The sequence below is a fragment of the Serratia sp. CC22-02 genome, from assembly GCF_900182895.1.
Classification (GTDB): domain Bacteria; phylum Pseudomonadota; class Gammaproteobacteria; order Enterobacterales; family Enterobacteriaceae; genus Serratia; species Serratia nevei.
On sequence record NZ_FXUD01000001.1, the window covers coordinates 996,199 to 1,022,927 of the forward strand.

The 26,729-nt window shown below is 60.4% G+C and carries 24 protein-coding genes and 1 tRNA gene; 10 read left to right on the top strand and 15 right to left on the bottom strand.

Going from position 1 to position 26,729, the window contains the following annotated elements:
• Positions 1–2: 2 nt before the first annotated feature.
• Genes citF through citC form a run of 4 tightly spaced genes read right to left on the bottom strand, consistent with a single transcriptional unit; the run spans position 3 to position 3,790 of the window.
• Positions 3–1,508, bottom strand: coding sequence for a citrate lyase subunit alpha (gene citF / locus QOL81_RS04790; RefSeq protein WP_004940815.1), 1,506 nt, complete (start codon positions 1,506–1,508; stop codon positions 3–5).
• Positions 1,508–2,428 carry a citrate (pro-3S)-lyase subunit beta gene (citE, locus tag QOL81_RS04795; protein ID WP_016927085.1) on the bottom strand — a complete coding sequence of 307 codons (921 nt, stop codon included), beginning with the start codon at positions 2,426–2,428 and terminating at the stop codon, positions 1,508–1,510. Before citE ends, citF begins: the two co-directional genes overlap by 1 nt.
• On the bottom strand, positions 2,412–2,720 hold the full coding sequence (gene citD / locus QOL81_RS04800; protein ID WP_019452464.1) for a citrate lyase acyl carrier protein: 309 nt from the start codon (positions 2,718–2,720) through the stop codon (positions 2,412–2,414). The genes citE and citD overlap by 17 nt, the downstream gene beginning before the upstream one ends.
• Positions 2,720–3,790, bottom strand: coding sequence for a [citrate (pro-3S)-lyase] ligase (gene citC, locus QOL81_RS04805; protein WP_004940809.1), 1,071 nt, complete (start codon positions 3,788–3,790; stop codon positions 2,720–2,722). The genes citD and citC overlap by 1 nt, the downstream gene beginning before the upstream one ends.
• A gap of 313 nt (positions 3,791–4,103) precedes the next feature.
• Here citC and dpiA point away from each other — a divergent pair, with 313 nt between their 5' ends.
• The 3 genes from dpiA to QOL81_RS04820 all read left to right on the top strand — a co-directional run bounded on the left by dpiA (position 4,104) and on the right by QOL81_RS04820 (position 8,172).
• Entirely contained in the window at positions 4,104–4,790 is a 687-nt protein-coding gene (gene dpiA / locus QOL81_RS04810; RefSeq protein ID WP_021505854.1) for a two-component response regulator DpiA, read from the top strand.
• Between the two features lie 102 nt (positions 4,791–4,892).
• Positions 4,893–7,982 (top strand): beta-galactosidase, encoded by a 3,090-nt coding sequence (locus QOL81_RS04815; protein WP_283439690.1) that lies wholly within the window; start codon positions 4,893–4,895, stop codon positions 7,980–7,982.
• A 114-nt stretch (positions 7,983–8,096) separates the two neighbouring features.
• A tRNA-Asn gene (locus tag QOL81_RS04820) sits at positions 8,097–8,172 on the top strand.
• Positions 8,173–8,268: 96 nt separating this feature from the next.
• Here the strand turns inward: QOL81_RS04820 and QOL81_RS04825 are convergent.
• On the bottom strand, positions 8,269–9,102 hold the full coding sequence (locus QOL81_RS04825; protein WP_197757179.1) for an oxidoreductase: 834 nt from the start codon (positions 9,100–9,102) through the stop codon (positions 8,269–8,271).
• A gap of 105 nt (positions 9,103–9,207) precedes the next feature.
• On the opposite strand from QOL81_RS04825, the gene QOL81_RS04830 reads away from it, so the two are divergent.
• Both QOL81_RS04830 and QOL81_RS04835 read left to right on the top strand, forming a co-directional pair.
• Positions 9,208–10,128: an AraC family transcriptional regulator gene (locus QOL81_RS04830; RefSeq protein WP_197757097.1), complete on the top strand. Its 921-nt coding sequence runs from the start codon at positions 9,208–9,210 to the stop codon at positions 10,126–10,128.
• 179 nt (positions 10,129–10,307) lie between these two features.
• Positions 10,308–10,796 (top strand): GNAT family N-acetyltransferase, encoded by a 489-nt coding sequence (locus tag QOL81_RS04835; protein WP_195873523.1) that lies wholly within the window; start codon positions 10,308–10,310, stop codon positions 10,794–10,796.
• 181 nt (positions 10,797–10,977) lie between these two features.
• Here QOL81_RS04835 and QOL81_RS04840 read toward each other — a convergent pair whose 3' ends face one another.
• Positions 10,978–11,352, bottom strand: a complete 375-nt coding sequence (locus tag QOL81_RS04840) for a cell envelope integrity TolA C-terminal domain-containing protein (RefSeq protein WP_197657810.1) — start codon at positions 11,350–11,352, stop codon at positions 10,978–10,980.
• Positions 11,353–12,036: 684 nt separating this feature from the next.
• On the opposite strand from QOL81_RS04840, the gene QOL81_RS04845 reads away from it, so the two are divergent.
• Positions 12,037–13,743 carry a hemolysin gene (locus QOL81_RS04845; protein ID WP_283439691.1) on the top strand — a complete coding sequence of 569 codons (1,707 nt, stop codon included), beginning with the start codon at positions 12,037–12,039 and terminating at the stop codon, positions 13,741–13,743.
• Positions 13,744–13,793: 50 nt separating this feature from the next.
• On the opposite strand, the gene QOL81_RS04850 is transcribed toward QOL81_RS04845, so the two are convergent.
• The gene (locus QOL81_RS04850; protein WP_283439692.1) at positions 13,794–14,366 is read right to left on the bottom strand and encodes a hypothetical protein; all 573 of its coding nucleotides are present in this window, start codon (positions 14,364–14,366) and stop codon (positions 13,794–13,796) included.
• Between the two features lie 128 nt (positions 14,367–14,494).
• On the opposite strand from QOL81_RS04850, the gene QOL81_RS04855 reads away from it, so the two are divergent.
• Positions 14,495–15,385 (top strand): LysR substrate-binding domain-containing protein, encoded by an 891-nt coding sequence (locus QOL81_RS04855; protein ID WP_283439693.1) that lies wholly within the window; start codon positions 14,495–14,497, stop codon positions 15,383–15,385.
• Here the strand turns inward: QOL81_RS04855 and QOL81_RS04860 are convergent.
• From QOL81_RS04860 to QOL81_RS04890, 7 genes are all read right to left on the bottom strand, one after another.
• A complete protein-coding gene (locus QOL81_RS04860) occupies positions 15,382–16,110 on the bottom strand; it encodes a PA1136 family autoinducer-binding transcriptional regulator (RefSeq protein ID WP_089186172.1) in 729 nt (242 codons plus the stop codon). The two genes, QOL81_RS04855 and QOL81_RS04860, sit on opposite strands and share 4 nt — an antisense overlap.
• Complete coding sequence (gene hchA, locus QOL81_RS04865) at positions 16,107–16,982, bottom strand: glyoxalase III HchA (RefSeq protein ID WP_283439694.1); 876 nt, start codon at positions 16,980–16,982, stop codon at positions 16,107–16,109. Before hchA ends, QOL81_RS04860 begins: the two co-directional genes overlap by 4 nt.
• Before the next feature lie 101 nt (positions 16,983–17,083).
• Positions 17,084–17,851, bottom strand: coding sequence for an ABC transporter ATP-binding protein (locus QOL81_RS04870; RefSeq protein ID WP_283439695.1), 768 nt, complete (start codon positions 17,849–17,851; stop codon positions 17,084–17,086).
• Complete coding sequence (locus tag QOL81_RS04875; RefSeq protein WP_283439696.1) at positions 17,838–18,848, bottom strand: FecCD family ABC transporter permease; 1,011 nt, start codon at positions 18,846–18,848, stop codon at positions 17,838–17,840. Before QOL81_RS04875 ends, QOL81_RS04870 begins: the two co-directional genes overlap by 14 nt.
• Positions 18,849–18,891: 43 nt before the next feature.
• Complete coding sequence (locus QOL81_RS04880) at positions 18,892–19,968, bottom strand: ABC transporter substrate-binding protein (RefSeq protein ID WP_283439697.1); 1,077 nt, start codon at positions 19,966–19,968, stop codon at positions 18,892–18,894.
• 46 nt (positions 19,969–20,014) lie between these two features.
• The gene (locus QOL81_RS04885; RefSeq protein WP_223182167.1) at positions 20,015–20,413 is read right to left on the bottom strand and encodes a hypothetical protein; all 399 of its coding nucleotides are present in this window, start codon (positions 20,411–20,413) and stop codon (positions 20,015–20,017) included.
• A gap of 16 nt (positions 20,414–20,429) precedes the next feature.
• Positions 20,430–21,800, bottom strand: a complete 1,371-nt coding sequence (locus tag QOL81_RS04890; protein WP_283439698.1) for an MFS transporter — start codon at positions 21,798–21,800, stop codon at positions 20,430–20,432.
• Positions 21,801–22,134: 334 nt separating this feature from the next.
• On the opposite strand from QOL81_RS04890, the gene amiA reads away from it, so the two are divergent.
• Positions 22,135–22,977 (top strand): N-acetylmuramoyl-L-alanine amidase AmiA, encoded by an 843-nt coding sequence (amiA, locus tag QOL81_RS04895; protein ID WP_060420869.1) that lies wholly within the window; start codon positions 22,135–22,137, stop codon positions 22,975–22,977.
• Positions 22,978–23,031: 54 nt separating this feature from the next.
• The gene (locus QOL81_RS04900; RefSeq protein ID WP_283439699.1) at positions 23,032–24,084 is read left to right on the top strand and encodes a porin; all 1,053 of its coding nucleotides are present in this window, start codon (positions 23,032–23,034) and stop codon (positions 24,082–24,084) included.
• A gap of 67 nt (positions 24,085–24,151) precedes the next feature.
• Here QOL81_RS04900 and QOL81_RS04905 read toward each other — a convergent pair whose 3' ends face one another.
• A complete protein-coding gene (locus tag QOL81_RS04905) occupies positions 24,152–24,982 on the bottom strand; it encodes an alpha/beta fold hydrolase (protein WP_197768063.1) in 831 nt (276 codons plus the stop codon).
• A gap of 199 nt (positions 24,983–25,181) precedes the next feature.
• Here QOL81_RS04905 and QOL81_RS04910 point away from each other — a divergent pair, with 199 nt between their 5' ends.
• Entirely contained in the window at positions 25,182–26,606 is a 1,425-nt protein-coding gene (locus tag QOL81_RS04910; RefSeq protein WP_283439700.1) for a coniferyl aldehyde dehydrogenase, read from the top strand.
• Positions 26,607–26,729: the final 123 nt, after the last annotated feature.

The following is a 26,729-nucleotide window of genomic DNA, read 5'->3' on the forward strand; positions in this document are numbered from 1 at the left end:
GCTTACTCCGCCACCTGATGCACCACGTCGATCACCGAGCCGTCGCGGTAGCGCACCACCGCCACCACCTTGTCGGTAAAGGCGATCGGCTGCGGTTCGCCGGTCAGCTGCAGCGCACGGGCGCGCAGCCAGTCGATGCTCACCACCTCGAGGCCGGCCTCCCGCAGACGCTGCGCCAGCTCCGGCCGCGCCGGGTTGACGGCGATACCGTGGTCGGTCACCAGAATGTCGATGCTGGAGCCCGGCGTGACGCAGGTAGTCACCTGCTCCACCAGCGTCGGGATGCGCCCGCGCACCAACGGCGCAACTATGATCGCCAGCCGCGCGGCGGCGGCGGTGTCGCAGTGGCCACCGGACGCGCCGCGCAGCACGCCGTCGGAGCCGGTCAGCACGTTAACGTTGAAGCCGGTGTCGATTTCCAGCGCGCTCAGCACCACCACGTCGAGCCGATCAACAGAGGCGCCCTTGGAGCTGAAGTTGGCGTACTGGTTGGCGCTGATTTCGATATGGCGCGGGTTGCGCGCCAGCGAGGTCGCCGCCGCCCGATCGAAGCTCTGCACGTCCAGCAGCTTGCCGATCAGCCCTTTCTCGTGCAGATCCACCATGGTCGAGGTGATGCCGCCGAGGGCGAACGCGGCGCGAATGCCGCGGGCGCGCATCTTGTCCTCCAGGAACCGGGTCACCGCCAGCGAGGCGCCGCCGGTGCCGGTTTGCAGCGAGAAGCCTTCGGTGAAGTAGCCGGAACCGGCGATCACCTCGGCGGCGCGGCGGGCGATCAGCAGCTCGCGCGGGTTCGAGGTCATGCGCGTGGCGTCAGCGCCGATCTTGTCAGCGTCGCCCACCCGCTCCAGCTGCACGATCAGATCCACCCGATCCTGCGCCAGGCTGGCGGGATGATGCGGATACGGCACCAGCTGCTCGGTCAGCAGCACCACGGTGCCCGCCGCCTCGGCGTCCACCCGCGCATAGCCGAGCGAGCCGCAGCAGGCTTCACCGCTGTAGCCGTTGGCGTTGCCGAACTCATCGCAGGCCGGCACGCCGAGGAAGGCCACGTCTATCTTCAGCTCGCCGGATTCGATCAGGTTGACCCGGCCGCCGTGCGAGTGAATTTGCACCGGCTCCGCCAGCAGGCCGCGCGAAACCGCGTCCGCCAGCGGGCCGCGCAGCCCGGAGGTGTAAATGCGGCTCACCACACCGTGGCGGATATGCTCAACCAGCGGCGCATGGCAGTCGGTCAGCGAGCTGGACGCCAGCGTCAGGTTGCGGAACCCCATCGCTGCCAGCGTCTCCATCACCTGATTGAGGGTCAAATCGCCGCCGCGAAACGCATGGTGGAAGGAGATGGTCATGCCGTCCTGCAGCCCGCTGCGGCGCACCGCTTCCTGCAAGGAGTCGCACAGCTTGAGATCGCGCGGTTTGCGCGCCTGCAGATTGGCTTTGGACACGTCCTGATAACCCGGCAGATCCGCCGGGTTGGCGAAGGTCATCAATCGTTGTTGGCGGTTCATCATGCTTCCTCCCCGTGCTGCGCCGGTTCTTCCCGTAAGCCGGACAGCGCGGCGCGCTCCAGCACCAGCCGGGCGCGTTCAATCACCGGGCTGTCGACCATTTTTCCGTTGAGCGACACCACGCCGCGCCCTTCCCGCTCCGCCGCTTCGGCGGCGTCCACCACCCGCTGCGCGTGCGCCACCTCTTTGGCGGTCGGCGCGTACAGGTTGTGCAGCAGCTCAATCTGGCGCGGGTTGATCAGCGATTTGCCGTCGAAGCCGAGCTGTTTGATCAGCGCCGCTTCCTGCAGGAAGCCGGCCTCGTTATTGGCGTCGGAGTAGACGGTGTCGAACGCCTGAATGCCGGCGGCGCGCGCCGCCTGCAGCAGCGAACAGCGGGCGAACAGCAGCTCGATGCCCTCCGGCGAGCGCTCGGTGCGCAGGTTGCGCACGTAGTCTTCCGCCCCCAGCGCGATGCCGATAAGCCGCGGCGAAGCGTGCGCGATCGCCACCGCATTGGTGATGCCCTGCGCCGATTCGATCGCCGCCAGCAGCCCGGTGCTGCCGACCGGCCGCCCGCAGGCCGCTTCGATGGCGGCAATCTCGCGCTCCATGTCGACAACGTCCTGCGCGCTGTCGGTCTTCGGCAGGCGCACGATGTCCGCGCCGCCGCGCACCACCGCCTGCAGGTCCGCCAGGCCGTAGGCGGAGTCGAGCGCATTGACGCGCACGATGGTTTCCACCTCCTGGTACAGCGGGTGCTGCAGCGCGTGGTACACCAGCCGGCGCGCCGCGTCTTTTTCACGCAGGATCACCGAGTCTTCCAGATCGAACATCAGCGCATCGGCCTGGTAGATAAAGGCGTTGCTAACCATCGCCGCGTTGGCGCCGGGGACGAACAACATGCTGCGGCGCAGCCGGGTTTTATTCAGCGTTTTCATCTTTCGCCTCCCACGGCAGCTGGCCGCCCTCACAGGCGCGCATCAGCGCGGTTTCCAGCCGGGCGCGCAGCACGCAGTCCAGCGCCCCCTTGTCGTCGACGATCACCTGCACCGGCTCCACCTCATAGCGCTGCAGCACCTCCAGCAGGGTGTGGCGGATCGCCGCGCCGAACTGTTTTTCCACGCTGCTGGCGATCAACAGATCGTGCTGCGGCCCCTCGGCGGGCGCGATGCGCACCATGACATCGCTGGATTCCAGCGTGCCGGCCATTGCTTCTCGGATAATTTTCATCATTCACCTGATTGTGCGGACTCAAAAGGATGCGGGGCCGCCTTGGCCCGGCGCTGCGTTTGCAGATCCTGCAGGTAGTACAGGGTGTCCGGCGGCACCAGCGGCGCGGCGGCGTGGAAGTCCCCCGCCGCCAGCAGCTTGCGCACCCAGGAGGCGGAGATCGCCGTGCCCTGATATTGCAAACGCTCGATTTCCACCAGCGCGATCGGCGGGCTGGGCAGCGCCGGCGTTTCCAGCCAGTAGCGCATGTCGCGGTTGTATTTCGCGGTCACCGCGCAGAACGGCTCGTTGCCGACGAAGCGGTGGGTAATGCCCAGCGCGGGCGCCAGATACTGGCGGAAGATCTTCAGATCGATTTCGGTGTAACAGTCGTCGGCCACGCCCTGATCCTTGATGAAGTAACAGGGGAAGGTGGCGCGCGAGATCACGTACTGCGAGCCTTCGTGTACCGTGAGGTTGGGAATATCGGCGGTGCCGGCCAGCACCAGCCGGCGGCGGTCTTCATAGCTGAAGCGCGAGGTGTTTTCCTTCACTAAAAACAGGTGCAGCCAGTCGCAGCGTTTGGCCGCCTGACGCACCAGATACTGATGCCCGCGGGTGAAGGGATTGGCGTTCATCACGATGCTGCCGATGGTGTCGCCCGGCCGGCGCTGGCTCGCCAGCTGGGCGGCGTAGCGCTTCAGGCGGCACGGGCTGTTTTCCATCAGCACCACGATGCCCGGCACGGTGGCGATCGGGTAGAAACCGCACTGGCGGAACAGCGGCTCATTCTGCACCTTGGTGTAGATAAACAGCTGAGTGTGGTGGCGCTCGTAGGCCAGGTTCACCAGCTCGGTCGCCAGCGCCAGCGCCAACCCTTCGCCGCGCATCAGCGGGCTGATGGCGACGCATTTGATAATATTGTCGGCGATGCCGCCGCAGGCGACCAATTTGTCGTGCTGGGTAACGGTAATAAATATTTCAACCGTGGTGTCGATATTCAGATCGTTACTGCGCAAGAAGGCGCTTATTTCCGAAATCGCTTTATGATCCGATCGCTTTACCCGATTAAATACGGCATCGCCTAACATAACACGCTCTCTGGGTTAACTGACAAACAACAAATTAAATACAAAAAGGCATTTTAATTAACATCAACAAGGGTAATTAAAACCTTAAAAACCATGGAGATAAACGCCGTTTCGCGTTCGATAAATCAATGGTAAACAGAAAAAAAACGCCGATTATTGACCTATTTCACAAACCGATTCCGGTTAATAAGTTATTTAATGTTCTTTATTTGCTTAATTAATCTTATGGTGTTTATTATTGAGATAATCTTTATTTAGCGCCGCAATTTACTTACATTCATTTAGCATCTTGATTGCAATAGTAGGTTTCATTATGGAATGGCTGAACATCCTGATCGTTGAAGACGAAACGCCGCTGGCGGAAATGCACGCGGAGTTTATCCGCCAGAACGGCGGCTGCCGCCAGATTTGGCTGGCCGGCACCCTGGCGCAGGCGCGCGCCATGACCGAGCGCTTCAAGCCGGACCTGATCCTGCTGGACAACTTTCTGCCCGACGGCCAGGGCATCACCCTGCTGCGCGAACTGACGCTGAGCGGGTATCGCGGCGGCATCGTGTTCATCACCGCCGCCAGCGACATGGCCACCGTGGCCGAGGCGTTGCGTTACGGCGTGTTCGACTACCTGATCAAACCGCTGGCCTATGACCGGCTGAGCCAGACCCTGCAGCGCTTCAGCCAGCGCCGCGAAGCGCTGAAGGACAAAGCGCGCCTCAACCAGCGCCGCATCGACGAGATGTTCAACACCTACGCCCGCGGCGAACAGCAGGCGGCGCTGCCCGCCGGCATCGACGAGCTGACGCTGGGCAAGGTCCGCGCGCTGTTTGCCGAACCCGCCGCGCGCCACACCGCTGAAAGCGTTGCGCAAAAAATGGGGCTCAGCCGCACCACCGCGCGCCGTTATCTGGAGTTTTGCACCGCCGCGCAGCAGCTGCGCGCCGAGATCATTTACGGCAAGGTCGGCCGCCCGCAGAGGATCTACCGCGCCGGCGAACCGCATTAACGGTTATTTGATCGCCCTTGCAAGGTTGCGTGTAACCGCTTTACTTTTTATGCGCCGGTCAGCATCTTGGTGAGCATCACCTAGCCGACTGGACGATCGCCGATGCCCGCTGCGCCCCTTGCTTCCCTGACCGAGATCCTCGCCCGCCGTGACTGGCAAAACCCGGCCTGCACCCACTCCCGCCGGCTGGACGCCCACCCGCCGTTCGCCAGCTGGCGCACGGTGGAAGACGCGCGCGACGATGCCCCCAGCGCCAGCCGCAGGTCGCTGAACGGCGAGTGGCGCTTCAGCTATTTCCCGCGCCCAGAGGCGGCGCCGGAAGGCTGGCTGCAGCAGGATCTGCCGGATGCCGCCCCGCTGGCGGTGCCGGGCAACTGGCAGCTCGCCGGCTACGATGCGCCGATCTATACCAACGTGCGCTACCCGTTCCCAGTCGATCCGCCGCGCGTGCCGGAAGACAACCCAACCGGCTGCTACTCGCGCACCTTCAGCGTCGATCCGGCCTGGCTGGCCGCCGGCCAGACGCGCGTCATCTTCGACGGCGTCAACTCGGCATTCTATTTGTGGTGCAACGGCCACTGGGTGGGCTATTCGCAGGACAGCCGCCTGCCGGCGGAGTTCGATCTCAGCCCGTGGCTGCAGCCGGGAGAAAACCGGCTGGCGGTGATGGTGCTGCGCTGGTGCGACGGCAGCTATCTCGAAGATCAGGACATGTGGCGTATGAGCGGCATCTTCCGCGACGTCAGCCTACTGCACAAACCCGCCGCGCACCTGAGCGATGTGCACATCACCACGCCGCTGCATGACCGCTTTACCCGCGGCGAACTGGTGGTGACGGCGCGCGCCAGCCGGCCCGGCCCGCTGCAGGTGCAGGTTCAGCTGTGGCGCGATGGCGCGCGGGTGGCCGAACGCACCCAGCCGCTCGGCAGCGAGATCGTGGACGAGCGCGGCGCCTATGACGATCGCGTCACGCTGCGCCTGCCGGTAGAACGCCCGGCGCTGTGGAGCGCCGAAACGCCCGCGCTGTATCGCGCCACCGTCACCCTGCTCTCACCCGAGGGGGAGGTCATCGAGGTGGAGGCCTATGACGTCGGCTTCCGCCAGGTAGAAATCAGCGGCGGGTTGCTGAAGCTCAACGGGCAGCCGCTGCTGATCCGCGGCGTTAACCGCCACGAGCATCATCCGCGCCACGGCCAGGTGATGGACGAGGCGACGATGCGCCACGACATCCTGCTGATGAAACAGCACAACTTCAACGCGGTGCGCTGTTCCCATTACCCCAACCATCCGCTGTGGTACCGGCTGTGTGACCGCTATGGGCTTTACGTGGTGGACGAAGCCAATATCGAGACCCACGGCATGCAGCCGATGAACCGCCTGGCTGACGATCCGCTGTGGCTGCCGGCGATGAGCGAGCGCGTCACCCGCATGGTACAGCGCGATCGCAACCACCCCTGCATCATTATCTGGTCGCTGGGCAACGAGTCCGGCCACGGCGTGAACCACGATGCGCTGTACCGCTGGGTGAAAAGCCAGGATCCAACCCGCCCGGTGCAATATGAAGGCGGCGGCGCCGACACCGCCGCTACCGACATCATCTGCCCGATGTATGCGCGGGTGGATCAGGATCAGCCGTTCCCGGCGGTGCCCAAATGGGCGCTCGGCAAGTGGATCGGCCTGCCGGAGGAACAGCGGCCGCTGATCCTGTGCGAATACGCCCATGCGATGGGCAACAGCTTCGGCGGCTTTGAGCGTTACTGGCGCGCGTTCCACCACTATCCGCGCCTGCAGGGCGGCTTTGTCTGGGACTGGGTCGATCAGGCGCTGATCAGGCGCGACGCCCAGGGCGAAGAGTACTGGGCCTACGGCGGCGACTTCGGCGATACCCCCAACGATCGCCAGTTCTGCCTGAACGGGCTGGTGTTCGCGGATCGCACCCCGCACCCGGCGCTGTTCGAAGCGCAGCGGGCGCAGCAGCTGTTCCGCTTCACCTTCGACGCCGCCGCGCTGACGCTGACCGTCACCAGCGATTACCTGTTCCGCCACACCGACAACGAGCAGCTCAACTGGCGGCTGGAGCTGGACGGCGTGGAGCGCGCCAGCGGCAGCTTCGATCTGGCGCTGCCGCCGCAGGGCAGCGCTCGCTTCACCCTGCTCGATCGCCTGCCGATGCTGCATCAGCCCGGCGAGCTGTGGCTGAACGTGGAGGTGGTGCAGCCGCAGGCCACCGACTGGTCCGAAGCGCACCACCGCTGCGCCTGGGATCAGTGGCGGGTGCCGCGCGCGCTGCATCCCGCGCCGCCGCCGCCGCAGGGCGTGCCGCCCACGCTGATTGAAGACGATCAGGGGCTGACCCTCACCCACGGCGACCAGCGCTGGCGCTTCGAGCGCAGCAGCGGCCACCTGACGCAGTGGTGGCAGAATGAGCAGCCGCAGCTGCTGACGCCGCTGCGCGACGGCTTTGCGCGCGCGCCGATCGATAACGACATCGGCGTCAGCGAGGCGGACCATATCGATCCCAACGCCTGGGTCGAACGCTGGAAGCTGGCGGGTCTGTACCGGCTGGAGGAGCGCTGCACGCGGCTGCAGGCCGATGCGCTGCAAAACGGCGTGCGGGTGGTGAGCGAACACCTGTTCGGCGTAGACGGGCAGATTTTGCTGCTTAGCCGCAAACAGTGGCTGTTCGACGCGCTGGGCGCGGTGAGCGTGAGCGTGGAGGTCGAGGTGGCCGATACTCTGCCGCCGCCGGCGCGCATCGGCCTGCACTGCCAACTGGCAACGGTACAATCGCAGGCGGAATGGCTGGGCCTGGGCCCGCACGAGAACTACCCGGATCGCCGCCTGGCCGCGCAGCACGGGCGCTGGCGCCTGCCGCTGGCAGATCTGCACACGCCGTATATTTTCCCCGGCGAGAACGGCCTGCGCTGCGACACCCGCAGCCTGCGCTACGGCGGCTGGCGCATCGACGGCCGCTTCCACTTCTCGCTCAGCCGCTACGGCCTGCCACAGCTGATGGCCTGCAGCCACCAGCATCTGCTGCAGCCGGAAGCAGGCACCTGGCTGCATCTGGACGGCTTCCACATGGGGGTGGGCGGCGACGATTCCTGGAGCCCGAGCGTGCACCGGGATTACCTGCTCACCGCCGGCGTTTACCGCTATCAGCTGCGCCTGCAGCGGGCGCCCGAGAGCTAAATCTGCCAAAAAACTCAACGGGTTGCGCATTCTGTAAGCAAACAGTCACAGAATGTGTAATCCGCCTTTGACATGCCGACGGCGCCTCGCTATTATTCGCCCCGTTCAAACGATTCCTCTGTAGTTCAGTCGGTAGAACGGCGGACTGTTAATCCGTATGTCACTGGTTCGAGTCCAGTCAGAGGAGCCATATTTAGAGAAGCCCGCTCAGGGAAACCTGAGCGGGCTTTTTGCTGTTGGGCGGTCATCATCGATGATCCCCTGCACTCTCCCTACCCGAAACCGTTCAGCCATCCGTTGAACGGGTGAGTTTCTCCCACTGTTCAATTTCCTTGCCTAACGCCTCGAGCTTTTGCCGCACCAAACTTAATGCATCACTGCCTAACAACAGATGCGTGGGTGGATTCCGGCTCTCGATCAATGCCAGCATGGCGTGAGCCGCCTTCACGGGATCGCCCAGTTGCTTGCCGCTTTTTTCCTGACGCGCCTGACGAACAGGTTCAAATAACGCGTCATAGTCCGGGAGACAGCGAGGGCTGCGTACCATTGAACGCCCGGCCCAGTCCGTCCGAAACGAGCCCGGCGCCACGGCGGTCACGTGTAGGTTGAACGGGGCAAGCTCTTTACTTAAGGTTTCTGATATCCCTTCCAGTGCAAATTTGCTGCCGCAGTAATAGCTGATACCGGGCAAGGTAATGAAGCTACCCATTGAGGTGATATTGATAATGTGGCCGCGACGGCGCTGGCGCATGCCCGGTAGCACGGCTTTGATCATCGCCACCGCGCCAAACACATTGACCTCAAACTGGCGGCGCAGCTCTGCAAGCGGGGATTCTTCCAGAATGCCTTCATGGCCGTAACCGGCATTGTTCACCAACACATCTATCGGGCCGACGGCGGACTCTATCTCTCCAACCACCTCATCAATACGCTCAACGTCCGTGACATCAAGCAGATAGCCAAAAGCCCGCTGCGTATCGAGCGCGCCGAAAGCCTGCAGTGCTCCGCTGTTGCGCACCGTCCCTACAACCCGATGCCCTACGGCGAGGGCTTCCCGCGCCAGCGCCTGGCCAAAGCCACTGCTGACGCCGGTGATTAAAATCGTTTTTGCAGATGCCATAAAAAGAACTCCCATGAACCATGAAGGTTGCATGGTATTCTCTACTCTGCCGCATTTTTAGGCCGTATCTTCTCTTTTTCTTGCCTGATTTTATGAGGTGGTGGAATGTCCGACATGATTGCCCTGATGAATAGACTTGCGGTGCAAGAGGGATACAACCTCACTGCCCTGCCTGATGTGCGAATTTTGCGTTCCGATCGCCCGCTTGCCAGAACGCCGGTACTTTACGATCCGGGGATCGTGATCGTCTGCCAGGGCAGCAAACGCGGCTATTTCGGTCAACAGACCTATTTATATGATGAGCAGCACTACCTGGCGGTTTCGGTGCCGGTGCCGTTTGTGATGGAAACCGACGCGTCGGCAGCACATCCGCTGCTGGCGATTTACATGCATCTGGATTTTCAGCTTGCCGCGGAACTGATGCTGCAGATTGAACAGCATGGCGCCCCGCATCCTCCCGTCGCGCCGCAAAGCATGATGTCGAGCCCCATGGACGGCGCGGTAAAAATGGCCGTACTTCGCTTACTTGAAGTCCTGGCTAACCCGCTTGAGGCGGCAATCCTCGGCCCGGCGCGGGTGCGTGAGCTTTATTTCCGCGTGCTGACAGGCGCACAAGGCAACGCAATGCGTGCCGCGCTGGCCTTGCAGGGGCAGTTTGGCAAAATCGGTAAAGCGTTGCAGCACATCCATGCCGCTTACGCGGAGCCGTTAACGCTGACGCAGCTGGCGGTGAGGGCCGGCATGAGCGTGCCGACCTTTCATAGCCATTTCAAGGCGATAACGCAGATGCCGCCAATGCAGTATGTGAAATCGGTACGCCTGCACCAGGCACGGATGCTGATGGTACGCCAACAAATCACCGCCGCCGCCGCGAGTTACGCCGTTGGCTATGAAAGCCCATCGCAATTTAACCGCGAATTCAAGCGTCTGTTTGGCCTGCCACCGGCAGAGGAGATAAAGCGTATGCAGCATCACTTCGCCATTCCGCCCGCGCAGCCTGCCTCGGTATTTGTTTCATCGCACTGAGGCTTATTTGGTCAGGCGAATGATAGTCCGCTATGAGCGAAATGCAGACTTCGGCGTCAGCAAAATTACGTTCCGTGGACAAAGCTATATGATATAATTTTATCATGCTGAATCGGCGGATAATTCGGTAGAGTAGTACTAAGTATGCGTTACGTTGCTATTAAGAATGAGACAGTAAATTGAAAACAAAACAGTCAAAAATCCCCAAATCAATTTATAGGCCCATGCATGACGACGAGTTTGACTTCTGGGGGGGCCTCTCTTTAAATGACTATGTTGAAGACCTGATGGCAAATCATCGGTACAGTCGTAAAAAAGCCCAGATAGAGGCGTCGAAATCATTTAAAGCAGCCTTGCCAGCGGGTATCAATACTCAAAATAACCATTTTAGAACTTATGAACATGACAGTCAGGCTGCGGGATATCTGTGGTTCAGCCTGGAAGATAACTCAGCCTTTTTGTCAGATATAATGCTTCTCCCAGAATTTCAGGGTAAGGGAATGGGTCGGGATTTTATCCGTGCATTCCTGAATGAGCTGACTCAACAGGGCGCATATGAGGTGGAACTCAGAGTATCACCGGACAATCAAAGGGCTTTAAAATTATATAAAGAGTTTGGTTTTCGGATAACTGGTTTTGATATGAGTCTTTTGCTAGGATCCGACTGATCAGCAATCCGTTAATCATAATTTTCGGAGACAATCTCGGGTAATATCAACTATCGATAGGCAATCTACCACTATATATCTTCACATCATCAATGTCCGTTTCTGGCACGCAACGGACAGGCTACGTGGTCATTGGGCCTGCTTTGAGCGAGTAGCGGGTACTGAAAGGGCTATTATCGGGCTAACCGCGCATATCGAAGCCCGATTTTTGAAAATCTCTATAGACTTCTGGATTGTTGAAGGCTGGAAATTTGGCTTTATGGGCTGCTGACTTTATCGCTTCGCAATAGGCTGTATTGCCATTGCTGGTTGATACGTTTAAAGCCGTGCCATCCTGAGCAAATTCAATATGCAACCTGCATTTTTTCCCCTTCCAGTTTTTCGGCTCATCAAGTTCAGCATTTATTGCCGCCCTGATTGCCCTCGCTTGCACGCCCCATTCATCCTGATCATCCCAACGTCCTGAACTGCAACTACCCGTTGCCGTGGTCTTATGACAGCCGGAAGGATGTAACGGTGCGCAACCCGCAGTAAGACTAGCCAAAATGGCCAGCATAACGATTTTCTTTACTGTTTCAGGCGAGCCCACTTTTTGCCCCTCAACCCATTTAAACTCAGCAATATAGGCCTATTCTTCCGTCATTCCTGGCACCTTTCAACCACTAATTATCTACATCAACTAGATGTTTCGAATGATCTTTCTGAAGATGTAGAAGCGGGGAAGAGACCGCAATTTATTACCTAATAATTAGTACAAGCAGTTTATACGTCCGCTTCTGGCACAAAACCGACCGCCAGAGTCCCCACTCCGGCATTTCCTCACCCCATTCCACACCCCAGCAGCGTTGGAGCGCCCCCCTGCGTTGCCTTCGGTGTGAATCCGCAAAGCGGCAGCCACAACCACCACCATAACGCCAACGCTTGGCCAACCCCCACCAGCGAAACCCACTCTTTTATCTAAGAAGATTCCTAACCCAGCTGACAGATATCCCTTCCTGACGCCAATACGCAGGTTAACCCGCAGATTTACAGCAATAATCCTGTAAAAACAATCGATAAGCGAATTGTTCGCACTCGATAAGTTGCGTCTATCCTTTCGTATGGGCGCCTGCCGCCCATCGTTCGCTGCGGCTTGCGGCATGCGCGTTTCTGGCTGTACGGGTTTCGGTTTATTCCATCGCGCACCTCCATTCATCATGTTGAATTTCACAGCAATCTCTCAGAAACAAGGAGTGTTTATATGGCTTACGTCATTACCGACCGAGAAAAACTGCAAGCGATTTGGGAGGCCGCCAAAGCCGGCGATTGGCCGGCCGTGTATGCCGCCTCCGTCGATGCGCTCACCGATCCCAACCATGCCAATCAACCTATTCAGGGCGTGGACATCGCGGTGTATACCTGGATCAAAGGCGCCTATGGCGTGAACTCGAATCAGGGGGCGTTTGCCCATTACATTCGCGACCAAACCAAGCTGCAGTATGAGCTGCGCACCGGGCATGTTCCCGATGACTGGGAAACGCGCATTCAAAATGCCTCCGACAACATCGCCAAGAACTTCGCCAAGACGCTGTTTGGCGTCGATCTGAGCAGCGATCCCAACGCGCCGCTGCCGGATGCCCCGCCCACCAGCGCCAAAGTGCCGGATATTCACGAGGTCGGCCTGATTGACGCCGGCGCGGCGGCGTCCGAGGTGTTCACCGATGCTTCCTCGACCGGCGCCCCCAACTATTCCCCCTGGGCCGGCACCACGCTGTTCTCTTATTTAGGCGATACCTCGTTCTTTACCGAATGGGTGGCCACCAACGACACCTCGCCTTTTAAGGTCGAAAGCGGCACCTACGATTTGATTGCGGCGGCGCAGGTCTCCATGCAGATGAAAAACCTCAGCTACGTGGTTGAAACGCTGCTGGCGGGCGAAGTACCCACCTATTTGACCACCCTCGGCATTGGCCACGAGACCATCCGCCTCGCCGCCGAAGCGGCGCGTGATTTCTACACCGAATCCTACGGCAGCAGCGTGACCGGCGGCGGCAGCCTCATTCCCGGCAAGCTGGATATCGGCTCGGCGATTTTCAACGACATTGCCGACGTGCTGTCCACGCCGAATCTGTACCGCGTCGGTACGCTGTATGACGACGATTTCACGCTGGCGTTCGGCAATATCGCCGTTAACACCGGTAGCGGCGACGACACCATCAGCGTGCCACGCGGCTGGCAAAACAACGCCGGCAACTACGGCTGGACGGTCATCGACGGCGGCAGCGGCCATGATACGGTCGATTATTCCAGCCTGTCGCACGGGGTAAACCTGAAGTTTGACGCCCAGGGCAGCTATGGCGGGCGCGGGGTGATCGAGAAAAACGGCATCGGGCTGTATGGCTTTAAGGACGGGCTGTACAACATCGAGGCGGTGAAGCTGACGGACTTTAAGGATAACGTCACCTTTAACGATCGGGTGCTGACGCCGGCCAACGGTCTGGAGGTCAACCTGGGCAAAGGCTCCAGCGAGATTCGCTTCGAGCACGGCTATACCACTGCGCCGGGTGGGAGCGCGCCGCAGGATTATCTCGGCGTGAACCTGAGCATGCTGTCCAACGATGTGCCCTTCCCCAACAGCCTGCTGAATATTCCCGTAAAGCAGACCCACAATATCTACATCGACGACAGCTTCGAGCTGGACTTTTTACAGGCCTCTTCCCTGTCTATCGATAACCACCTGCTGGCCTTCGGCGCCGAAGGCTCAAACAGCAGCTTCTCGCTGAACTACAACGCGCAAACCCATACGCAGGATCTGTCGATATTCATGCAGGGCGAAAGCGCGCTCAATCAGCACGTCGTCAATATCTACAATTGGGCGCAAGGCGACTTCGGCATCACGCTGGAGCAGCCGGCCATTCAGCTCGTCGGCTTGCAAACCGTTATACCGCAAGAGCTCGCGGCCGCCTAAGCGAAGCCCGCCGGGTTTACCGGCGGGTTGTTTACCTTCAGCGCGACGGCTCAGACCCCATCCCGCTCCGCAACCCGCGCCATCAACGCCCCCAACAGCGCCAGATCGACCAGCAACGCCAGCGCGAAACAGCCTCCTCTCGCGCCCGGCGCGGCGTAGGTTTGAATCAGCAACGCGGCAACCACCACGGCCACGATGCTCACCACCGTCGCCAGCCGGCACGCCACGGCGAACGCCGCTTTCTCCCCCACCGCCGTGCGGTAGGCCACGCCCTGCCCCAGGCCGCCGAGAGCGATGCCCGCCAGCAGGGCCGGCCAATCATGGCCGCCGAACAGCATCAGCAGCGTCAATAGCCACCCCGCCGCCGCCAGCAAAAAACCGTAGCGGAGCATAGCCAGCGCAGGCCGCTTCCGCAGCGGCTGCCAGCGGGCCAGCGCGGCGCCGCCGAGAAACGCCAGCGCCAATGCCGTTAGCAGCATCAGCGTTGCGCCGATGCCCAGCAGGCTCTCCGCCTCCAACAGCAAAGCGCCCGCCGCGACCGGCACGCTGAGCGCCAGACCGCTCGCCGCCGTTCCCGTGTGTTCCATGGCGCCCAGGGCGCCGTTGTTGATATAGAGGCTCATCGTTAACTCCCGACATGTGGAAATGATGAAATTAATTCATTCCCCTGTTCACATGTCAGTAGCCTATCTCTTGTATAATCGGTCAGACAAACTCATAGTTTTCAGCCTTAGATGAGAATAACTCAGCCATGAGAAAACCCCGTTTGCCGCCGCTGGGCGCGCTGCGCGCCTTCCACGCCGTGGCCGGCTGTCGCAGCTTCAAACTGGCCGCCGAGGAGCTGGGCGTCAGCGCGACGGCAGTCAGCCACCAGATCAAGCTGCTGGAGTCGGTGCTGGAATGCCGGGTGTGCGAGCGCAGCGCGCAGGGCGTCAGCCTGACCGAGACCGGCGAGATCCTGTATGCCGGCACCCAGCGCGCCTTCGCCGCACTGGAGCAGTCCGTCGCCCAAATCACCCGCGCCCAACAGCCGCCGGCGCTGACCGTCACCACCACCTCCAATTTCCTCACCCACTGGCTGGTGCCGCGCCTGGCGGATTTCAAGACGGAGTTTCCCGCCATCGATCTGCGCCTGCACACCAGCGTCGAGCGGGTCGATCTCAACCAGCGCACCGTGGACGTCGCCATCCGCTACCGCGAGACGCCGGAAAGCGATCTGCACTGCACCCTGCTGCATGAGGATCGCTTTATCGTGGTGGCCAGCCCGGCGCTGGCGCTGGAGCGCATCGAAGATTTGCAGCGGGTGACGCTGTTTCACGTGGAGCATCGGCAGGTGCCCGCCGACGCGCCGACCTGGGAAAACTGGCGGCGGCGCTACGGGCCGGAAGGGTTGAACGTGGAAGCCGGGCTGACCTTCAGCGACGAGACGCATGCGCTGCAGGCGGCGGTGGCGGGCCAGGGGGTGGTGATCGCCAGCCGGCTGCTGGCGCGCGATTTGTTGCAGCGCGGCGTGCTGGCCGCGCCGTTCGAGATGTCGTTACCCGGCGCCAACTATTACCTGGTGACCACCGAAGAAACCGCGCAGCGCCCCGATATCATTGCGCTGCGCGAATGGTTGCTGCGGCAAATGGCGGCGGGCTAACGGCGCTCGGGGGCGATCTCCCCCAGGCGGATCGCCACGCCGATCGCCTGCGCGGTGGTGGCGGCGCCAAGGCGTTGGCGAATGCGGCGCAGGTGGTTTTCCACCGTGCGTTCAGACAGGCCGAGCATCGCAGCGATATCCGCTTGCCGCCGGCCGATGGCGGTCCAGCTCAGCACCTCGCGCTCGCGCGCCGACAGCCGGCCCTCTCCCTCGCCAGCCGCCGGTGCGAACAGCCGCCGCGCCGCCTGAAAGGCCGCCGTACCCACCAGCGACAGCGCCAGCCGCACCGGCGGCGAAGCGTCGATGCGCTCGCCCCCCAGGCTGACGGCGCCCTCCAAACCGGCCGGGCCGAACACCGGGATCTGCACGCCGTGCAGGCCCGCGCCGCGCGGCGTGCGCACAATCCGGTAGCGTTCACCCTGCTGCGCCCGGGTCTTGGTCCAGAAAAACGGCTCGCTGACCCGCAGCATGTGCCGGGTCACCGGGCAGTGTCGCACGTAGGTCAACGCATCGACGGCCTCGCCGTCGCCGAACCAGTCGCCCTCGACCCAATAGATATGCTCGATCCCCGCCTCCGCCGCGGCGGAAGCGGAAAACAGCACAAAGCGATCGAAGCCGAACGGCGCGGCAAAGGCGCGAACTCGCCCCTGAATGGCGGATAGGGTTCGCTCGTGGTCCATCGCCAGCGCCGTCTGGAAAGCGCGCTGCGCGATCTCGTCGCTCATCGCGCGGCGACGTCGGCCAACAGCGTCTCCGCCGCCAGCTTGCCGAGGTTGTTGGAGGCCAACGGGCTGTCGCCGGTCAGCAGGCGCCGATCTTTATGCACCCTGCCGGTGATGTCGGCGTTGACGATCTTGACGCCCCGCTCGCGCAGGCGTTCGCCCACCAGCCAGGGCATCGGGCCGGGGATGTAGCCGATGTCGATGTTGGCGCCGGTATCGAGCGAGTCCGGGAACACGCACATTTCATAGCCGCGATAGAGGAAATCCTCTTTGCTCTCACCGATGCCCGCCGCCAGCAAACCGGCCGGCCCGTGGCACAGCGAGATCACGTAGCGATCGTTGTCGTGCGCCCAGTGCAGGGTCTTTTTCACCTCTTCGCTGAACGGGATATCATTGAGCACGCCGTGGCCACCGGGGATGAAAACGCCGAGGTAGTTGCCACCATCCAGATCCTTCACCACCTCCGTCAGCTTTTTCGGCTGCTTGAGTTGGCTGCGGTACTTCTCGTAGGTGGCCTTGACCGCTTCATCTTCATGCGGGAACGCCCACATCTCCAGCTTCACCGGATCGCCGGACGGCGTGGCGATGTCAATCTCGAAACCGGCCAGATCCAGGTGGTACATCGGCAGCAGCATCTCGACCGGGTGGTTACCGGTGGAGAAGAACTTGCCGTTTTGCATCAGCAGGTAGCGCTCCTGCGAGGCGATCATCAGCACCTTCCACTTGCCGCCGCGATAGGCATTCGGGTAGCTGGCGCCCGCGAAGTCGGTTTTGGACGAGGTGTACTGGCTGAGGGAGTAAGGCGATGGGAAGAACGCGTTGTCTTCCGCCACATCCGGGGTGGGATTACGATCGTTGGACACTGAATCAGTCATGATTATCTCCATATTCACCGTTACGTTGCCCTTTCAGCTTAAATAACCGCCGGCGGGGCCGCAATGAGGGATATCCCTCAAGCAATCTTTGCAGCCGAAACTCAGGCGAGATTGCGCAGAGCGATAATAAAGGTTTCTTCGCCGGCGCCCTGGTGTTCATAGTGGCACTTTCTTACCGGCACCCGGAAATAGCGCTCCAGGATATCTTCCCGCAGCACAGCGCTTTTAACGCCAAACAACGACTGCCGTTTTGTCATCAGTAAACACTTGTCGGAGATTCGTTCGGCGTAATTGAGGAAATGCGTATTCAGCACGATCGTCATCTGCCGCTCTTTGGCGAGGCGCCAGAGCATCTCAATCATTTTTGCCTGATTGTAAAAATCCAGGTTCGACTCCGGTTCATCAAGGATCATGACGTCAGGATCTGCCATCAGCGCCTTGGCGAAATAACACATCTGCAGTTCACCGCCGCTGATCTGATCGATGCTTTTCTGCGCCAACGGGCCGATTTCCAGGGATTGCAGCACCGCCTGCGCCCTGGCGAAATCGTGCTTTCCCGGCCGGGCAAACAGTCCGGCCTGACGAACGCAGCCGAAAGTGACAAAATCGAGTACGCCATAGGAAAAATGTGGCGCCTTCGCCTGCGGCACATAGGCCAGGCGTGCCTCTCGATTATCGACGCGGCCGATCTCGCACCAGCCGGCGCTGGGCCGACACAGGCCCGCAATATTTCTCAGCAGCGTGGTTTTGCCGGCACCGTTCGGGCCCAGCACGCTGAGGATCTCGCCGCGCTTAAGCTCGAAGCTGACGTTGTCGAAAATGGGCTCCCGCCCTTTGAAACCAAAGGATAGTCGGCTAGCGGTGATCATATCGATTACCCATAATAAAAAGCGTGGCGAAAAGCGGCGCACCGATCAGCGCGGTCAGGATGCCGATCGGGATTTCTGCGTAGGTGGCGCCTCTGGCGATATTGTCTATCACCAGCAAAAACAACGCCCCGCTCAGCGCCGAGACCGGGATCAGGCGGCCGTGGTTATACCCCAGCACGCTTCTCACCAGATGCGGGATCACCAAGCCGACCCATCCCACCACGCCGGCCAAGCTTACCGAAGCGGAAACCAGCAGGGAGGCGGCGATCAGCAGCAGGATCTTCAACCGGGGCGGATTCAGGCCGGCAATGCGCGCCTCGTCGTCCCCCAGCGAGAGAATATTCATTTTCCACCTGAGCCGATAGATTGTCAGGTAACACGCCGCAAACAGCGGGATTAGCCAATAGACCTGCGCTTTCGCCACCGAAGCGAAGCTGCCCATCAGCCAGAAGACGATCGCCGGCAAGGTATCCTGCGGATCGGCGACATATTTTATGACCGAGACAAACGCGATAAACAACGACGCGATAATCATGCCGGACAGGATCGTCGTCAGCGCATCCTGCCGACGTTTCAGGCGGCAGATGCCGAGCACCAACAGCAAGCTCACCACGCCGAAAAGAAACGACAGCATGGCACTCAGAGCAAAAGGCAAACTCAATAAAATGCCCAGCGCAGCGCCAAAGGCGGAGGCGGAAGAGGTGCCCAGCACGTCCGGGCTGGCTAACGCGTTTTTCAGCACCGCCTGAAAGGTCGCGCCGGCGACCGCCAACCCGCCGCCCACCAGCATCACCGCCACCACCCGCGGCGCGCGCAGGTTAAAAATCACCGAATAGCGGGCCTGGTTTTCCCCCGGCATGTTCCCCTGCCATAAAATCTGCATCACATCATGGGCCGACAAGGCGTAGCGGCCGGCAAACAGTGATGCGACGGCGGCCACACACAAGGCCAAAAACAGCCCCGCCAGGATCGCCACATATTTTCCTCTGCCCGGCATCCCCAAGCTCCCCCCATTAAATGAATACTATTCAACCGTGGTTCTAGCGCTGTGCCAGCACCTCATCCAGCAACCGGTCCGGGATCGCATAGGAGAACATCGTCTGATAATAGCGGCGCGTCTCCTCCCGCAGCGTCTTGTCGCTAATGTCTTCAGGGGCATAGCGGTTGATCATAAACAGCGGCAGCAGCGACGTTTCCGCCGACAGGCCCCCCCAGTTATGAATGCCCACCGGCGTCGAGAAAACCTTGCCGTTTTTTACCGCCCTGAGCGTTTCCCAGGCCTGGCCGGGGATCCCCCCGTGCAGCAGCGCTTTGGCGCTGCCGAACACCACGAAAATCACATCCGGGTCCCAGGCCATGATCTGCTCCATCGAAACGTTGATGTACCTGCCGGCATCCCCTTTCACCGGCAAGTCCCCGGCGACGTTGTCCATGCCGGCCATTTTCAGGTAGGTGTCGCCGTAGGTATGCGGGCCACTCACCTTCAGCTGCCTGCCGTCACTTTCTTCGAGATACAACGCCCTGACGTGCTGCGCATGGATGGCTGCGGCATAGGGGCGGATCTGCTTCAGGGTCTTTTCCCAGGCGTCTTTGAATTTGTGCGTGCGCGGCAGGCCGAGCGTGTCGGCGAAAGTGTTCTCCCAATACACCTGGGTAGCCATCGGCTGGTATTTTGTCTTCCCGCCGGCATCCAGATCGACGGTCATCACGCCCGCCCTTTCCAGCCGATCGTCCTGGCTTTTGCCGTAGTAATAAATAATGTCGGGCCGTAGATTCATTAACGATTCCATGTTGACCCGGTAGTCCTTATTGATGAAGGCGGAGGTGATCCTGCCGATATCCGGCTTCATGTCCTCCAATACATGCCTATCGGCATGCATGAACGCCCAGGGCCCCACGCCGACGACGTGCCGGTAGGCCGCCTCGTTCGCCAGGATCACGCCGAAGGGGCAGTTGCCGGTGATGACGATCCGCGGGTAGCTGCCGGGCAGCGTTTGCGCCGCCACGCTTTGTGGCGGTTCGGCCACCGCCGGCTGGCCGGCGGTGGCGCAAGGCGCGGTCGGCAAGGCGAATATTGCCAGCAGAGCGGTGGCGATAAATTTCACTGTGACGCACATGGTGCCTCCTGTGCGCACGCTCGGCGGCGTGCGTCGATGGGCTGCTTTAGGCCGACGCGGCGATGCCGGCGGCCATGATGGTGATCCCGGCCACAAACACGATTGCCGTGGTGGCGACCGCGCCGCCGCCGACCAACGCGGCGGTTTTTCCTGTGGAAAGGTCTTTGCGTTGCAGGAAAGAGAGCTGCGACAGAGGAATGATTTTTCCGCTGTCGGCAACCAAGTCTTTCGGTTCAACCTTCGCCACCGTCAACTCGCCGCCGCTGCCGTCCTTCAGACCATATTTCAACTGGTCGCCGACATAGACCGGCGGCTGCAGCAGGTAATATTGGCTATTGAGCCCCGTCTCTTTTTGTTGCAACGCCACGTCGTGGTAGGTCGTGCAGCCGGCAAGGGAAAACGCCGCCATCCCGATAACCAACGGCACTAATGGGATAAATCGCATGGGAAACCTCGTGCTTCTATTTGCTGGTTTTTAACGTAACGGCGGACTTGAAGCGCATATAGCTCACGACCAGAGAAAGGAACGAGAATGCCGCCCCCGCCATTAAACTGATATTCGTTGCTTGCGCGCCCCGCATATTGAAGAAAATCGCCACTAACGCCGAACCGACGATTTGCCCAATCAGCCGGGAACTGCCCAACAGGCCGCTGGCGATGCTGCTGTTTTCATGGGAGACCGACGTCATGATCAGCAGGTTGTTCGGTGATTGAAACAGGCCAAAACCGATGCCGCACAGCGCCACGCGCCATACGATCGCCCCATTCGACGGATCGCTGGGCAGATTGGCCATCAGCAGCATGCCAGCCAGCAGACAGGCAAGGCCCGAGAGGGCAACAAGATTGGGATCGTATTTCTTGGCCAAATCGCCGGAAATCAGCGAGGACGCCATGGTGGCCAGCGGCCAGGCGGTCAGCAACAGACCGATGTCCACCACGTTTCTTTGCAGGACATTGTGGAAATAGAAAGGCAGCGATACAAAAGCCAAAAGCTGGGTGCTGTAGGACAGCATCGACATCAGCAAAGACAATGACAGCGTCGGGTTATGCAGCATCGCGATCGGGATCAGCGCGGCGTTGGCCTTTCTTTTCTGATTGATATACAGCAACCCGGCCAGCCCGGCGAATACCGCAAAGCTCAGCGCCGCCGCCGGCAGATGGTGGGTGGTCATGCTCATGGTGCTGAGCGAGAAAGCGATGAACAGCACAAACACCAACAGGGCGCCCCCGCTGTCGAATACAACGCTGCGCCGCTCGCGGGGGGCCAGGAAGATCAGGCTCAGCAGCAGCGACAGGCAGGCGATGGGAACATTGATGGTAAACAGCCAGTTCCAGCTCGTTTGAGAAAGTATCGCCGAGGCGATGGAGGGCCCGGCGGCGGCGGAAACCGACACCACCATTACGTTTATGCCCAGGCCGCGCCCCAGCAGCCTTTCCGGGTATATCTCCTTGATCAGCGCCGCATTGACGCTGAGCACCGCCGCCGCACCGAAGCCCTGTATCACCCGGAATGCCGTCAGCATCGACAGCGTCGCGGAAAGCGCGCAGCCCAAGGATGAAAAAGCAAACAGCACCACCCCGGCTATAAAGATCTTTTTATTGCCTACCGCGCGGCCTAGCGCCGCGAAGGGCATCAAAGAGGCAACGACGGCAAACTGGTAGGCATTAATAATCATGATGGAGGCCGATTCGGAGACGCCGAAATCTTTGGCGATCACCGGCAGTGCCACGTTGGCGATGGTACTGTCGAGCATGGCGATGACCGTGCTTAACGAGACCGCGAGAACGGCGAATATATTTAATGTCTCTTTTTCCTGGTGTTTAAAAGTCATGTTAACGCTCCAAAAACGTGAGTGGCTTCATGCCGGCGGCAAAGACCCCGTTTTTTATCCGTTTTAGTAATTATGTTATAACATATCAATTAAAGAGGAGAATAAATCTCATTTGAAATATTAGATTAAATAGTGTGTCAAAATAAGAATTAACAAATACAAAACAAATAAATAGCAATATGAACATTCAATAAACAAAATAAATGCAGTATAAAAAACCAGTGAAATTAAGGAATGACATTAAAAGTAACAGCCGCTAACAGACAACCCCGCCGATGCGCTGAATTGTTATGTTATAACAAAAACACCCTTTCCTTTTATGCTGGTTATCCTTATGGCTAAGACGGACCTTTTGAACACCCGGTTATCTCGCCGCAGAATGATGTTGGCAGGGCTGGCGGCCCTGGCGCTGAACGGCGCCGTTTCCCCGCTGGCTCACGCCCACGGCCTGCCACGCCCCAAAAAGCAGAACGGCCCTCACGGGGCGCGAAAAAGATTCCTGGTCATGTTGGATCCCGGTCATGGCGGCATCGACTCCGGTGCCATTGGCCACACCGGTTCGCTGGAAAAACATGTCGTTCTGGAGATCGCCAGAAATGTGCGTGCACAGCTCGATCGACACGGCATCGATGCCCGCCTGACGCGCGACAGCGACGTTTTTATTCCGCTTTACGATCGGGTGGAGATCGCGCACCGACATGGCGCGGATCTTTTCATGTCCATTCACGCCGACGGCTTTACCTGCCCCAGCGCCTGCGGCGCTTCGGTCTTTGCGCTTTCCAATAAAGGCGCCAGCAGCGCGATGGCTAAATACTTATCGAACAGTGAAAACGCGGCGGACGATCTCGCCGGCCCTAACGTCATCAAGAAAGACCGCTATTTGCAGAAGATACTGTTTGATTTGGAGCAGACGGAAACGATCAAAGAGAGCCTGGCGCTGGGCTCGCACCTGATTCAACATATTGCGCCCATCCATCATCTGCATGCCAAAAATACCGAACAGGCGGCCTTCGTGGTCTTAAAGTCCCCGTATATTCCTTCCGTCTTGGTGGAAACCTCTTTCATCACCAACCCTGAGGAAGAAAGGCTGCTCGGCACCCCCGCCTTCAGAAATAAAATTGCCACGGCGATCGCTCAGGGGATCGTCAGCTACTTTAAACGCGAAACGCACGCTTAAGCTTCGCCGGGGCGGCAAGCTCACGGGCTTGCCGCGCACAGGGACGGTGCCATCATGATAAAACGCAATCCTCGTAATTTTTCGGCGGGCATGCTTTTCCCCCTGCTGGCCTTGTTACCGCGCGGCGCCTTCGCCGTGTCGTTGACGGGATCGCAGCAAAGCAGCCTGAATTTCTACGGCACGATCATCGCCAGACGCTACAGCGGCCAAAACGAACGCGACGACGGCGACCGCAGCTACCTCTATTTCGGCCTGATAGGCAAAAAAAAGCTCGCGCCGCGCTGGCAGGCCTACGCCCACTGGGAATATACCGTCAGCTTCGCCGACGCGACGCGCAACAGCACCCGGCTCGCCTATATCGGCGTGCAAAACGCCGCCCTGGGCAGCCTCGATATCGGCCGCAACTGGGGCGTGCTTTATGATGTGACCGCACTGACCGATCGCTCTCCGCTGTTTAGAGAGATGGCCTACAACTATATCGACAACTTTATGCGCGGCCGGGCGCATAACCTGCTCACTTACCGCCAACCTTTCAGCCTGTTTCAGCGGCGCGCCGCCCTCGCGCTGCAATACCAGTTCAAAGACGGCGACGAACGGCAAGCGCCGGGCAAACAAAACGGCAACGGTTTCGGGGTCTCGTTCCGTTATGCGCTGACGCCGACGCTCAGCCTCATCGCCGCCGCCTCGGCGTCTCAAACCACGCAGCGGCAGCAACACGCCGCCGGTTATCGCCGGCGCATCGACACGCTGGCCGAAGGGGTTCTCTATGCGTCGAAAAAAATCTATCTTGCGGCCGTGTTCACCCAAAGCGACAACGCCATCAGCCCGCAACAAACCGCTAACCGCGGCTCGGCGTCAAGTTATGAAGCGCTCGCCAAATATCGGCTGACGGACCATATTCAACCCAACATCGGCTATACCCGCTTGATACAGGCCCGGGCAGGCCGGAACACGGACTTATTGAACTATGAGGAGTTGGGGGTCACCTGGTTGCTCAACGGCAATATGCAGGTGTTCATTAACTATGAATTCAATAACCTTTCGCAGCACACGCCCGGCGTCGATGCGTCGGACAAGCTCGATATGGGCATCAGCTATCATTGGTGATCCGCTCTCCCGCAGCCAATAAAAAGCCCCGCCCGGTAAGGGGCGAGGCTCGCGACGCGTTGAGTCTTTAGCTGTTCACGAACGCCAGCAGATCGGCGTTGACCTGATCGGCATGGGTGGTCGGGATGCCGTGCGGCGCGCCCTTATAGGTATGGAGCGTGCCGTTTTGCACCAGCTTGGCCGACAGCACGCCGGAGTCCTGATAAGGCACCACCTGATCGTCGTCGCCGTGGATCACCAGCACCGGAATGGCAATCTTCTTGAGATCCTCGGTGAAATCGGTCTGCGAGAAGGCGACAATGCCGTCGTAGTGCGCCTTGGCGCCGCCCATCATGCCCTGGCGCCACCAGTTCCAGATAATGGCCTCAGAGGGTTTGGCGCCCGGGCGGTTATAGCCGTAGAACGGGCCGGCCGGCACGTCGTAATAGAACTGCGCCCGGTTGGCGGCCAGCTGCGCCTGGAAATCATCGAACACCGCTTTGGGGGTGCCCTGCGGATTGGCGTCGGTTTTTACCATCAGCGGCGGCACCGCGCTGATCAGCACCGCTTTGGACACCTTGTCCTCGCCGTGGCGCACGATATAGCGCACCACTTCGCCGCCGCCCGTCGAGTGGCCCACGTGCATCGCGCCCTGCACGCCGAGGTGTCTTACCACCGCGGCGACGTCATCGGCGTAGTGGTCCATGTCGTGCCCTTCCGACACCTGGCTGGAGCGGCCGTGGCCGCGGCGATCGTGCGCCACCACGCGGAATCCTTTGTTCACGAAGAACAGCATCTGGGCATCCCAGTCGTCGCTGGACAGCGGCCAGCCGTGGTGGAAGTAGATAACCTTGCCGTTTTTGGGGCCCCAATCCTTGTAGAAAATCTCGACGCCATCGCTGGTCGTTACATAACCCATGTCGTTTCTCCCATTTACACTATGGTTAAAAAAGAAGGTTTATACTGCGCGCGGCGCCGGGATCTCTGGCTCCCTCATCCCGGTTGGCCGACGATCTTGCGTTGATCGTTTAACGAGTATAGGTTTAAAGCTCACTTTAAGGTCAAACAGGGTTCGGCAAACCGCATTCCCGCGTTCACTCGGCATCAGGAGAATTCACGTGCAGGGAGATGACACCGTCACGACGATGGAGCAACGGCTTGCCGCCCAGCGCCATGCCTTCCTGCGCGACGGCGAACCGACGATCGCTCAGCGTAAAGCCGCCCTGCGCCGCCTGCGGAGCGCCATTTTGGCCGAGCGCGGCGCGCTGACGGCGGCCGTCAGCGCAGACTTCGGCCACCGCTCGCCATACGAAACCGACATTCTGGAGATCCTGGTTACCGTGCAGGCGATCGATTATCTGCTGCGCCACCTGAAGCGCTTTATGCAGCCGGAACGCCGCCACGTCGCCCTGCCGTACCAGGCCGGGCGCGCCTATGTGCAATACCAACCTAAAGGCGTGATTGGCATCATGGCGCCGTGGAACTACCCCTTCTCGTTGACCTTCATCCCGCTGGCCACCGCTCTGGCCGCCGGCAACCGCGTGATGCTGAAACCTTCGGAGCTCACGCCGCGCACCAGCCAACTCATCGAAACCATGCTGGCGGCGCTGTTTCCCGCCGATGAGGTCACTGTGGTGACCGGCGGGCCGGACGTCGGGGCCGGGTTCAGCGCACTGGCGTTCGATCACCTGGTGTTCACCGGCAGCACGGCGATCGGCCGCCAGATCATGCAGGCGGCCGGTAAAAATCTGGTGCCCTTGACGCTCGAGCTGGGCGGCAAAAGCCCTGCCGTTGTGGCGCTTGGCGCGCTCACCGCCAGAACCGTTAACAGCCTGGCGTTCGGCAAGCTGTCGAACGCGGGCCAAACCTGCATCGCACCCGATTACCTGTTGATCCATCAGGACGATGTGGAAAACTTCATCGCGCTCTACGACGCGGCGGTCAAAGCGTTTTACCCTGACGGGCCGACGAGCCATGACTACGGCGCCATCATCAACGACAGGCACTACCAGCGTTTGCAGGATCTGCTCACCGACGCCCAGGCGCGGGGCGCGCGGATCGTTCCGGTGGGCCACCGCCCGGACTCGGCGGCGGAACGGCCGAAAACCCTCGCCCCCACGCTGATCGTCGGCGCCCCCGACGACAGCCGGATCATGCAAGAGGAGATCTTCGGGCCGCTGCTGCCGATACGCACCTACGCCGCCTTTGATGAAGCGATCGACGTTATCAACGCCGGGCCGCGCCCGCTGGCGCTGTACTACTTTGGCCCAGGCGGCCCCCTGCAGGACAGGCTGCTGGCGCGCACCACCTCCGGCAACGTCAGCGTCAACGCCACCCTGCTGCATTTTGCCCAGGACGATCTGCCGTTCGGCGGCATCGGCCCCAGCGGCATGGGCGCCTGTCACGGCATTGAAGGATTCCGGGCGCTGAGCCACGCCAAGGGCGTCTTCATCCAAAGCCGCTGGCACTTCACCGATCTGCTGCGCGCACCGTTCGGCAAGCTGGCAGACGCGGTGCTCAAGGTGATGCTGCGGCGTCGATAAGGCGGCGTGCTGACTATCAATAACACACCCATAAATCGCCGCAAGCTATCGCAATATTCACTCATTCCTATTTTATCTCTCCGCCGCCGCTGACTAAGCTTAGCCATGAGTCGCCCTGTGCCC